This window comes from Steroidobacter gossypii (genome assembly GCF_016801985.1).
GTDB lineage: Bacteria > Pseudomonadota > Gammaproteobacteria > Steroidobacterales > Steroidobacteraceae > Steroidobacter > Steroidobacter gossypii.
In genome coordinates, this window is record NZ_JAEVLS010000008.1 from 406,054 (window position 1) to 419,092 (window position 13,039).

A 13,039-nucleotide genomic window follows, 5' to 3' on the forward strand; every position below is an offset into this window, starting at 1 on the left:
TGTCGGGCTGTTGAGTCATACCCAGCCGCCGCGCGACGGCGAGCCAAGTCCTCGCAGTCGTCGACTTCTACAGGAATAGTTAAAGCGCATGAACGCATCGGACAAGACTGCTACGGGAGGTCACGAGCCGCCGCATATGTCCGCCCCGGACTTGGAAGCCGCCCGGCTGCCGGCCGCTGCTGAGTGCCTGGCCACCGCGATCGTGGCGGCCCAAGTGCGTGCGCTGTTCGCCGATGCAAACGGCGAGTACGCGCCGACCGAACGCCTCGCCATGCTGCGAACCTCGCACCGCCGCTGGCTGGATGCCACGCTGCGTCATCTCGAGGCGCACCGGCTTGTCGCCGTCAATCCGCTAACGGGGCATTGCCGTTTTCTCATCGACGAAGCCATCGAAGCGCTGTGGCCGCGTTGGGATGCGGCGACGCCGGGCTGGTGCGAGAACGCCAACCATCGCGCCTATCTCACCCTGATCGAAACCTGCCTGCGCAGGCTGACCGAAATCCTGACGGGAGCGCTGCCCGCGACCGACGTGGTGTTCCCCGATTCGTCGATGCATCTGGTCGAGGGCATCTACAAGCACAACCTGATAGCCGATCACTTCAATCGGGTGCTTGGTGACAACCTGCGTGCGGAACTCGCCGCCAGGGCCGCGCGCGGCGAGCGCGGTCTGCGCCTGCTCGAAATCGGTGCGGGCACCGGCGGCACCACCGCAGCGCTGCTGCCGATGCTGCGCGGTTTCGGCGACCTGGTCGAAGAGTATTGCTACACGGACCTGTCCAAGGCCTTCCTGCTGCATGCGCAGGAGGCCTACAAACCGGAGTTCCCGGCGCTGCGCACCGCGATCTTCGATGTGGGCAAACCGCTTTCGCTGCAGTCGATCGAGGGCAACCGCTACGACGCGGTGATCGCGACCAACGTGCTGCACGCCACTTCCGACATGCGCGAGACGGTGCGCAACGCCAAGGCACTGCTGAAGCGCGGCGGCATCCTGTTGGTCAACGAACTCAGCGCGTGGTCGTGGCAGACGCATTTCACCTTCGGCCTGCTCGATGGCTGGTGGCTGTACGAGGACGAGAAGCTGCGCCTGCCCGGCAGCCCGTGCCTGTCCCCGGCGCAGTGGGAATCGCTGCTGAAGGCCGAGCGCTTCCTCGATATTCGCTTCCCGGCTCACCTGGATCATGGGCTGGGCCAGTTGGTCATGGCGGCGAGAAGCGACGGCGTGGTTCGCCAGCGGCTGGTGCCGCCGGTTGCGCCCGCGAAGTCAGCGCTTCGCAAGGGCGCACCGGTCGTCGCACCGTCTTCGTCCGCAGCGCTTGAGATGGACTCCGCGACGACCTCTCTGTCGGCCAGCACCTCCGCTCTGGTTGCGCCCGACGATGCCGCACTCCGCGCGGCATGCGCGCTGCTGTTCCGGGAGATGATCGCGGGCGCACTGCGGATGGACGCGGGCGAGATCGAAAACCACAAGCCCCTGGAACGCTACGGGCTGGACAGCATTCTGGTCGTGCAGCTGACCACGCATTTCCGCAAGATTTTTCCGGGCACGCGCAGCACGCTGTTTTTCGAAGTGCATAGCATCGACGGCCTGGTCGAATATTTCCTGGAACACGATCGGGAAGCCGTCGCGCGCGCGGCTTCCGCCGTGCGCACTACGGTGCCGGCCTCCGCTGCGGCTGCGCTTGCATCGACGCACGTGCCGGCCGTGTCGGCGCCGGGCGCGCGCGCGCCGGCCAAAGCGCTGGACCGCACCGGACGCCGACGGTTGGCGCCGCGCAGCGACGCACCGTCGGCGCTGCCGATACGGCCCGCAGCTGACGCAACGCCTTCGGTCGACGCACCTGCGGAGCGCGCTTCGCGTTTCGATGTCGCCATCATCGGCGTCAGCGGCCGCTATCCGCAGGCGCCCGATCTCGAATCGTTCTGGGACAACCTGGCGTCCGGGCGCAGCTGCGCGAGCGAAGTCCCCGCCGACCGTTGGCGCTGGCAGGACTATTACGATGCCGAGAAGGGCAAGGCCGGCAAGAGCTGCACCCGCTGGGGCGGTTTCCTCAACGACATCGACAAGTTCGATCCGCTGTTCTTCCGGATCGCGCCCAAGGAAGCGAAAAAGATCGATCCGCAGGAACGCCTGTTCCTGGAAACCAGCTATCACGCGATCGAGGACAGCGGCTACACGCCCGCGACGCTTGCTCCGGGCGGCAAGGTCGGCGTGTTCGTCGGGGTGATGAATTCGCGCTACACCGTGCAGCCGCTGTTCTACTCGATCGCCAACCGGGTCTCGTTCCTGTTCAATTTCTCCGGCCCTTCGCTCGCGGTGGACAGCGCCTGTTCTTCGTCGCTCACCTCGATTCATCTCGCGTTGGACAGCCTGTACAGCGGCATGTGCGAGGCCGCGATCGCCGGCGGCGTCAGTCTGATCGTCGATCCGCAGCACATGCTGGAACTCACCGCTCTCGGGATGCTGTCGGAGGGGGCGCAGTGCCGCTCGTTCGGCCGCAACGCCGACGGCTTTGTCGATGCCGAAGGCGTCGGTGCGGTGGTGCTCAAGCCGCTAGACCGTGCCCTGCGCGACGGCGATACCGTCTACGCGGTGATCAAGGGCAGCGCGCTGAACGCGGGCGGGCGCACCAACGGCTACACGGTGCCCAACCCGGCCGCGCAGGCGGAGGTGGTGTCGTCCGCGTTGGCCCGTGCCAATATCGATTCCGCTGAAGTGAGCTACATCGAGGCCCACGGCACCGGCACCGCGCTCGGCGATCCGATCGAAGTCGCCGGCCTGACCAAGGCCTTCCGCGCCAGCCGCCGCGCGCCGGCCAGTGCTGGCGCGGAGCGCCAGCACTGCGCCATCGGCTCGTTGAAATCCAATATCGGCCACTGTGAGTCGGCCGCCGGCATCGCGGCCCTGACCAAGGTGTTGTTGCAGTTCCGGCATGGGCAACTGGTGCCGACTCTGCACGCGGACGAAGTCAACGACGAGATCGATTTCGCGACGACGCCGTTCCGCCTGCAGCGCACCTTGGCGCCGTGGCACCGGCCGGTACTGGGCGAAAACGCCGCGGCTCGTGAGGTTCCACGCATCGCCGGCATCTCGTCGTTCGGCGCCGGCGGGGCCAACGCGCATCTGGTCTTGCAGGAGCCGCCATCGGCGCCGGTCCACGTCGACGACCTCTCGCAAGGCGACAACGACGGCGCCTGTGTGGTGCCCTTGTCGGCGCGTACGCCCGAGCAGTTGCAGTGGAAGATCGAGCGCCTGCTCGGTTTCCTGCAACGCGACGCCGCCCAGCAACGCGACGTCGCCCTGCGTGACATCGCCTATACATTGCAGGTCGGGCGCGAGGCGATGGACGAACGCATCGCCTTCATCGCAACGTCGTTGGACGACCTGCGTTGTCAGGTGCAGGCGCTGTCGGAGGCCGCGCATCCCGGCCCCGGGCCGCATCGGGGCAGTGTGCGCAACCACAAGGAATTTCTCGCTGCCTGCAAAGCCGATCCCGCATTCACCGAACGCCGGGACGGCTGGCTGGTCCAGCGGGATCTGGCGCGGATCGCGGAGCACTGGGTCAAGGGTGTCGAGATCGACTGGGCGCGGCTACATGCCGGTGCGCGCCCCAGACGCATCCCGCTGCCGGCTTATCCCTTCGCACGCGATCGTCACTGGATCGAGCCGCAACGCACGCTTGCCCGGGCGGCTGCGGCGGCCCATCCGCTGCTGCAGCGAAACACCTCGACCTTGCGTGGCCCGGCCTATAGCGTCGGTTTGAAGGGCGATGAACGTTTCCTGGCGCAGGACGCCGCCGGCCGCCGGCGCTTGCCGGCGCTGCTGTGCCTGGAAATGGCGCGTGCGGCGATCGCCGCGGCGTATCCCGACGATGTCGCCGCACGCGAATTGCGCTTCGAGGATGTCGTTGCCGACGATCCGATCCTCGTCAACGACGGCTGCGAGCTGCACATCGCGCTGCTGCCCGACACCGACGATGTACTGGGCTTCGAGATCTACTTGATCCGGGGCGGCATCGAGCGCGTGCATTGCCAGGGCCGTGCGTCGTTCGCGGCGCAGGACGCGCAGGATAGGGCGGACGTGGCGGCCCTGGCCGCACGCCTCGCGCGCGGCGTCTCGGCCAATGACGTCCACGACCGGCTGGCGACGCTCGGCATGTATGGCCTGCGCGCGCATCGCCTCGCGCGGACGGGCCGCGAGGTGGTGCTCGAGTTTGCCGCCGAAGCAGCCGGCGCCGAGTCGTGGACGCTGCCTCCCGATGCGCTCGCATCCGTGCCGCTCGCCGCCGCCTGGCTGCTGGACGAACTCGGGCAGACGCCTGCCGTGCCGTCCGATGTCTCGTTGCGCGCAGTGCAGACGGTACGCCTGTGGTCCGGCGGCGAGCGTCCGGCCTATCTCATCCTCAGCCATCGGGACGATGATTCCGGGCGCTACGACATCGCGCTGTACGACGCCGATGGCAAGCCATGCCTGCATGCGGACGGCCTGCATCTGGAGTGGACGCGTGCGTTCGACGACGTGCCCGCCCTGCCATCGGCCCAGCGCGGTGCGAACCAGAGCGGCGTGATCCAAGCCGCCGCGGCCGCTCTCGCGGAAACCGCCGCGCCGACGCCGACCTTGTCCGCGACCGGCACGCGCATCGCCTTCCTGCCGCCCGCGCCGTCCCCGGAGGCGCACGCGCGCACCGGCGTGGTCACGGCCAAGCCCAATGTCATGCGATTGCGCGAGGTCGACGAGATCGATGCAGTGCCGGCACTGCGGCCCACCGGCACATCCCGGATCGCGTTGCCATCGCCGGACGCGGATCTTGGTGCGGACTCCGGTGCGGATGCGACGCCGGCTTGCGTCGAACTGCGCGGGCATGGCAGCGGTGTGTTCTCCGTTGCCCTGCTGCAACCCGTGCTGGATCGCGCGGTCATCGCGCAATTGTTACTGGCGCTCGAACATCTGCGTGAGCGCGAGGATACCCGTCTGGTGCTGTTCGTCAGCGCCGAAACCAATCTCCTGCACGGCAGCCGAGATGTGCTCGACGACGCCATCGCAGCCGGGCTGTATCGCGCCGTGGTCGAATTCCCGTTGCCGACTGTCGCGGTGCTGGGCGGCGGTGCCGACGGCCCCGGCTTCCTGCTCGGCGCGCTTTGCGATTTCATGATCTGCGCGCGCGAATCGCGCTACGGCTTTGATCCCGAGCGCGGTGCGCAACCCACGCCTGCGGAGGCCGCACTGCTGGCGGCCCGCTTCGGCGACGCCTGGACGGAGGATCTGATCTACGTCAGCGGCGCTCTGAGCGGGCGCGAGCTGGCGCAGAAGGGATGGACCGTTCCTGTCGTCGCTCGCGACGAGACGATGGCCGCGGCGTTGTCGCTTGCCGAGTGCATTGCGACGAAGCCGCGGGATTCGCTGCACCTGTTGAAGACGCACATGGCCGCCGCGCTGCAGGACTGCGTATCGCGTCTGGGCTCGCACGATCGGCCGACCGCGGATGCATCCGACGCGCCACCTTTCGCGACGGTACCCGTTGTTCTGCCGCGGACGCGGCCGGGAATCACGGTCGAATACTTGTCCGATGCGGCTGTTTCGGTGCGCTTCGCCGATAGTGCCGGCGACACCACTGCGGCCACTCTGTTGCGCGATCTGCGCGCGACGCTGGCCGAGTTGGCACAGCATGCTGTCGGTGCTTCGGTCGTGCTGAGCAGCGATCTCGACGGGTTCCTGCCCGCCATCGGCGAGGCCGCCGAAGCGCAGCGGGTGGATTCCGAGCTGGCGGCGCTTCAGCTGGTTCTGTGCGAGTACCCGTCGCCGGTCGTCGTTGCGTTCGAAGGCGATGCCGATGGCGCCGGCTGGCTGCTGGGACTGAGCGCGGACGCCTGCGTCCACGCCGAACGCGCGCGCTATTCGACAGATGCACTGTGGCGTCACCCGTCGCTGCTGCGACGCGCGGCTGTGTTGCTCGCCCATCGCTTAGGAGCCAATTGCGCGAAGCGTTGTCTGTTCGAGCCGGCGGCGGTCGCCGGGGCCGAACTGGCGTCCGGTGCGGCGGTCGTGCGTGGCGATGCGGCCGACGTGCTGGCGCATGCGTGGGCGCTGGCGGATGGGTTTCCGCTGCGCTCACCGGCGTTGCGCGCGCGCCGGCGCGCCGCCGTGTTGGCCCGGCTTGCAGAGCCTTTTGTCGTACCGGACTCGGCCGCAGGCGACACCGGTCGGGTCAAGGCGCGGCGGCCAATGCCCGAATTCCCCGCCATCGAGACCGAAGTTCGCGGCAACGGCGTGCTGGTCGTGCGCATGGTCGATCGCGAGGCGAAGAACATGTTTTCGCCCGCACTGGTCCGCGGGCTGGAAGAGGTCTTCGCTCACATCGAAGGGTCAGGCGATTACCGCGCCGTCGTGCTCTGCGGTTACGACACTTATTTCGCTTGCGGCGGCACCCGCGACAGTCTGCTGGCGATCCAGCAGGGCGAGGCCAAGTTCACCGACACGAAGATCTACCAGCTACCGATGAGTTGCAGCGTGCCAGTCGTCGCCGCCATGCAGGGGCATGCGATCGGCGGCGGCTGGGCGTTGGGCATGTTCGCCGACGTGTGTTTGTTCAGTGCCGAGAGCCGGTACATCAGCCCGTACATGCAATATGGCTTCACGCCTGGAGCGGGATCGACGCTGATATTTCCGGCGACTCTGGGACTCGATCTCGCGAAAGAGACTCTGTTCACCGCGGCTGAGTACACCGGCAGTGCTCTGCAGGCGAAAGGATTGCCGCATCAGTGCCTCCCGCGTGGCGAAGTGCTCCCACGAGCGCTCGCATTGGCCGATGCGCTGGCATCTCACAACCGTGAGTGGCTGATCGCGCTGAAGCGCTACTTCAGCACGCGCTGGCTGGCGACAGTGGAGCAGACGTACGAGCGTGAGCTCGCGATGCACGAGCGCAGCTTCGTTGGCCGACAGGATGCCCTGCGTGGCATCAATGAAAACTTCGCCGTCGGTGAGAAGGTCGCGAACCACCGCGAGGCGCGAGCGCCCGAAACGCAGGCAACCTCGCTCGCACACGAGCTGAAGGCGCTGCTCGCGGCCGAACTGCAAATGAGCGCCGAGCATGTCGAAGAGGACGCGCAGTTCGTGGACCTGGGGCTCGATTCCATCACTGGCGTCACCTGGGTCAAGAAGATCAATAACAAATATCGGACTCGAATCGAAGCGACCAAGGTTTACGCGTATCCGACCCTGCGGCAGTTCGCCGTATTCGTGCAAGGGCTCGTGTCCGAACCGACGACGGAGTCTTTGCGCACGCCGACGCAGCGTCACGAAACTCGCGACGCCGTCAGTACGCTGTGCCGAGAGTTGAAGCGTCTGCTCGCGCAGGAATTGCACATGGCGGAAGCGGAGGTCGATGACCACCGGCAGTTCGTCGACATGGGCCTGGACTCGATCACGGGCGTCACTTGGGTGCGCAAGATCAACGCCCTGTACGGCTCGCGAATCGAAGCGACCAAGGTTTACAGCTATCCAACGCTGATCGAGTTCAGCCGCTTCCTGAGCACGTTGTCGCCGGTGCAGGCCCGATTGCAGGGTGCCGAACGTCGTGACGAGCCGGTGAAGATTCAATCGCCGCGGCCGAGTGCAAACCCCAGCAAGAGAATGACCTCGTGGCGCAATCGATCCGCACATCGTCGCTCACCGGCTGTGAACGGCACCGAGGCGATTGCGGTGATCGGCATCTCGGGACAGTTCCCGCAGGCGAGCGATCTCGAAGCATTCTGGCGCAACATCGCCGGCGCCAGGGACTGTATCGATCCGGTGCCGCCGCAGCGCTGGAACATCGATGACTATTTCAATGCCGACGTTTCCGTGGCGGGCACGACCAATTCCCGCTGGATGGGTGTGCTGGAGGATTGCGATGCCTTCGATCCGCTGTTCTTCAACATCTCGCCGACCGAAGCGGAGAGCATGGATCCGCAGCAGCGGTTGGTGTTGCAAAGCTGCTGGCACGCAATCGAGAACGCAGCGATCAATCCGCGCTCGCTCTCGGGCAGCCGGTGCGGCGTGTTCATCGGCTGCGGCGCTACGGACTATCACCAACGATCGCGCGAGCATCAATACAGCGCACAAGGGTTTACCGGCGCGTCGATGTCGATTCTCGCTGCCCGCATTTCTTATTTCCTGAATTTGCAGGGACCGTGTCTGTCGATCGACACCGCATGCTCATCATCGCTGGTGGCCATCGCCAACGCCTGCGACAGCCTGGCCGCGCACAACTGCGATACGGCACTGGCGGGTGGCGTCGCCGTCATGGCCGGACCGACGATGCACATCAAAACGGCGCAGGCAGGCATGTTGTCGCCGGACGGCAAGTGTTTCGCGTTCGATCAGCGCGCCAATGGTTTCGTTGCGGGCGAAGGCGTTGGCGTCGTGATGCTGAAGCGACTTGCCGATGCGATCCGCGATGGCGACATCATTCACGCGACGATCCGCGGTTGGGGTGTCAATCAGGACGGCAAGACCAACGGCATCACTGCCCCCAATCCAATCTCGCAGGCACGCTTGATGCGTGCCATCTACGACAGATTCGGCATCGATCCAGAAGACATACAACTGATCGAAGCTCACGGCACCGGCACGAAGCTGGGGGACCCCATCGAAGTGGAAGGGCTTACCGCGGCGTTTCGGCACTACACGCAGAAGCAGAGCTACTGCGCGCTCGGTTCGGTAAAGAGCAACATCGGGCACTGCCTGTATGCAGCCGGCGTCGCCGGCGTATTGAAACTGGTGCTCGCGCTGAAGCAAGGACAGCTGCCGCCGACGGCGAACTTCGAACGCTTGAACGAGCACATCGATCTCGTGCACAGCCCGTTCGTGATCAACACGGAGCTCAAACCGTGGTCGCCGAATGCGAAGGGCGGCCGAATGGCGGCGGTCAGTTCGTTCGGATTCAGCGGTACCAATGCTCACCTGGTTCTGGAAGCCGCGGCGCCGCTGGAACTGCCGGCACTTCCATCATCGCAACCCGTCATGATCCCTCTCTCGGCCAAGAGCAAAGAACAGTTGCGACAAAAGGCGTTGGACCTGGCGGAGTTCGTCGAGCGGCGCTCAGTGTCGCTGGCGGACCTCGCTTACACCTTGCAAGTGGGGCGCGAGTCGATGGATGAGCGCTGCGCGACCGTGGTGTCGTCGACGGATGAGTTGATGGCGCGTCTGCGCGCTTTCGCCGCCGGAGCAACGCCCAGCGATGTGTATGTCGGCGACATCTCCTCGCGCGCAAGCAAGCTCGCGTTGGTACAAAAAGACCGAGAGCTGCAGGAAGCCCTGGTCGAACGATGCATGCGCGACGGCAAACTGGGAACGCTCATGGAGCTTTGGGCCGATGGATTGGAGCTGGCGTGGGACAAGATCCAAGAGCATGCAGGATCCAATGGCCGAAGCCTGCAGCGCATCGAGTTGCCGCTGTATCCGTTCGCGAAAGAGCGGTATTGGCTCGCAGATGAAACATCTCGAATTGAACAAGCGGCGGCAGGCGTCCCGCTCGCGATTCATCCGCTGCTTCATGTCAACGCCTCGACATTGAATCGGCAGCGTTATCGCACGACGTTCCGCGGTGATGAATCCTATCTGCGCGACCATCGTTTGCGGTTGACGGACGGCCGCGTCGAGCGGGTTCTTCCGGGCGTTGCGTATCTGGAGATGGCTGCAGCAGCGGTGGGTGATGCGCTGCCTGAGCGCGCAGCCTCGCAGCAGCTGATGTTGAGCGACGTCGTGTGGTGGAGCCCCGTAGTCGTGAACGAGCCGACGACGGTGCACGTCGAACTGGCCATGGATGAAGACGGCGCGATTGTCTATGAGATTGTCAGCGACGGCTGCGGCGAGCGGATCGTTCACTGCCAGGGCGAGGCACGATTCGTCGAGGCGACTGCCCCGGAGCGTATCGATACGACTGCTTTAGCGGCGGATTTGAATGCTGAGGCTTGGCAGGCGGACAAAATTTACGCGGCATTCACGCAACTCGGTTTGCACTACGGTGCAGCTCACCGCAGCATCGAACGGCTGCGCTCGGTAGGCGGTAAGGTCGCGGCGAGGATCGCCTTGCCTGCGTGCGTTGCCCGCGACAGCGACGCTTATCGTTTGCACCCGAGCGTGATGGACGGAGCATTGCAGGCCTGCATCGGATTTCTGCCATCGCTGGATTCCTTGCCGCAAGCACCCTCGGTTCCGTTCACTCTGCAGTCGATACGCATATTGGCGCCGTGTCCGCACGAGGTGATCGTAGTGCTCACGCCGACGCGCGCGGTGAAGGGCGTCGACACGGAGACCTGCGATATCTCCGTCTGTGCACCCGATGGTCAGCTGTGCGTCGAAATCCGAAATTTCACTCGCCGCGCCCTCGATGCGCGCAAAGCCCCAGAACAGACAGCAGAAGAAACAACCGTGTTTGACGAAGCTTTTTATCGAGAGCTGCTCGCAAACATCGCCCACGGAAAGATGCTCGCGGAAGAAGCTGTCGAGCTCGAGTAATTCCCATGAAAGACTCTTTGCTGCCGATCTATCGCGCGGTCTCGGAGGGCCGCGTGACGCAAGCGGACGCCTTGGAAAAGATCAAGGCGCTGAAACAGCAGCGGCGCGATTTCGTGCCAGAGCTGTTGCTTGCGACACGCCAGTGGGTGCCCATGCGCGTGTCCAATCCGACGCGCTCCACGAATCGATCCCGCAAGGTTCTGGTTTGGGGTCTGTCGAGCGACATCGTGGGCTCGCTGCGCAGCCGGCTGGATTGCGAGTTGAGGGAGATCGCCTCCCAGCGTGCGGCGGCGGTGGACGTTGCATTCAGCGACGCAGCAGTAGAGTGCTTTGATGCAATCAAGTCGCTGCTGTCGGCGCAGAAGGCCGAGCACGCGGGCTTGTTGCAGCTAGTCGTGGCGGAAGCATCGGCCGTGTCGGTAGCAGTGGGGCTCGAAGCGCTGTTGAGAACCGCAAACGAAGAGAATCCTGCGTTGGGGGTACAACTTCTGCAGGTGCCTGCCGACGTTGATGCCACGGAGCTTCAGCTCCTTTGCGAACGCGAGGCGGCTTTGCTCGATCAAATTTCCGTGCGTTACCGCCGCGAGCGTGGTGTGCTCGAACGGCAGGTGATGCGCTGGCAAACCAAGGTCGCGCAGTCCGGCGGGCCGGTGATCTTCAAAGAGGCTGGTTGTTATTTGATCACCGGCGGCGCCGGCGGCATCGGCCTGCAGTTCGCACGTGAGATCGCCCTGCGAACCGCGAGCGCAACCATCGTGCTGGCCGGACGCTCCGAGCCGTCGGCCAAGGTGGCGGAGGACCTCCGCACGATCGCGGCACGAGGGCATCGGATCGAGTATGTCTCTGTGGATGTCACAAACGCCGAGGCGGTCGAGACGCTGGTCCGCCGACTTGAAACGGAGGGGCGGCCGCTCAATGGCATCATCCATTGCGCCGGCATCACTCGCGACAACTTCATCATTCGCAAGCCTATTGACGAATTCGCGACGGTGTTGGCCCCGAAGGTCACCGGAACCGTCAATCTGGATCGGGCGACTCGCCATACCGCGCTGGATTTCCTGGTGCTGTGCTCATCCGTGGCAGCGTGTTGGGGGAATGGCGGTCAGGCCGATTACGCCGCAGCGAACGGCTTCATGGATGCATTCGCTCAGCATCGCAACCGGCTGGTGCAGGACGGGGAACGCCGTGGCCGTACCTTGTCCGTGAACTGGCCGCTGTGGCAGGACGGCGGAATGAGCCTCGACGCGGCCACCTGGCAGCGGTTGCAGAGCCGTACCGGTATGCGGCCGCTACAAACGACGTCCGCGATGCGTGCGTTGTATGAGGGTTTTGCAATCGCTTGCGATCAGCTGCTCGTCATGGAAGGTGAGCTCTCGAGCATGCAGACGCTGCTCGATGAATCCGACGTGAAAGTCGCTGGTGCCGATGAAACACCCGCGCCGAGCGCTCGTGCGCCTGTGGCTAGCATCCACACGGACGCGGCCTTCAAGGCGAAGGCCCTGGAATACCTGTGCCAGCAGTTTTCCCGAGTGCTGAAGATTCCCGTCGCCAAGTTGCGGCCGCACGCCCCGCTGGAGCAATACGGGATGGACTCGATTCTGGCCATGAAGCTGGTGAGTCACCTGGAAACCCTGTTCGGCAGATTGCCCAAGACGCTGGCGTTCGAGTATCAAACCATCGCGGAGTTGAGCGAATATTTCTGCAGTTCCCATGCCGCGCGCCTTGCGGAGGCGCTCGCGCCTGCGGATTCTTCGCGTTCGGTCGCGGCGCCGCGTGTCGCTGGAAAACGTTTGCAGGAAGATCGAAACGCAGCCTTCGACGCGCGGCGCAGTTCGAAATTGCAGCAATCCTCGAAAGCGCAGCCATCCTCGTCAGTGGCTCACGTCAAGGATGCCGAGCCGATCGCCATCATCGGGCTCAGCGGGCGGTATCCCGATGCATGGAATCTCGACGAATATTGGCAGAATCTGAAGCAAGGCAAGGACTGTATCGGCGAGGTGCCACCGCAACGTTGGCGCTGGCAGGACTACTACCGCGGTGACGCGGCCTCACCGGGACCACACAGCAGCAAATGGGGCGGCTTCATCAGCGGCGCGGATGAATTCGATCCGCAGTTCTTCAATATCTCGCCGCGCGAGGCGCCGTATATCGATCCGCAGGAACGATTGTTCCTGCAACATGCATGGATGGCGATGGAGGATGCGGGTTACACGCGCAAGAGCCTGCAAGTCCCTCGTGCGAATGGGCTGGCGGGTCAGGTGGGCGTGTACGTCGGGGTGATGTACGGCGAATACAACCGTTCGGGCAGTCTCGCGAGCATCGCCAATCGCGTCTCCTATGTGCTGAATCTGCACGGGCCGAGCATGACGCTGGACACGATGTGCTCATCGTCGCTGACGGCGATTCATCTGGCATGCCAGGACCTGCGCACCGGCGGCACGGATCTGGCCATTGCCGGCGGCGTGAACCTGAGCATCCATCCGGGCAAGTACAGCATGCTGAGCGCCGGGCAGTTCATCTCGAGTGCGGGGCACTGCCAGAGCT

The 13,039-nt window shown here is 64.8% G+C and carries 2 protein-coding genes; both read left to right on the forward strand.

What is annotated here, in order from left to right:
* Positions 1–136 precede the first annotated feature (136 nt).
* Positions 137–10,495 carry a beta-ketoacyl synthase N-terminal-like domain-containing protein gene (locus tag JM946_RS28005; RefSeq protein WP_203170738.1) on the forward strand — a complete coding sequence of 3,453 codons (10,359 nt, stop codon included), beginning with the start codon at positions 137–139 and terminating at the stop codon, positions 10,493–10,495.
* Positions 10,496–10,500: 5 nt separating this feature from the next.
* Positions 10,501–13,039, forward strand: a 2,539-nt coding sequence (locus JM946_RS28010) for a type I polyketide synthase (RefSeq protein ID WP_203170739.1), incomplete at its 3' end; no start/stop codon positions are given.

What these genes read in the sequence shown, in the direction of transcription:
- JM946_RS28005 (WP_203170738.1), top strand. Translation starts at nt 137, where the DNA reads ATGTCCGCCCCGGACTTGGAAGCCGCCCGGCTGCCGGCCGCTGCTGAG.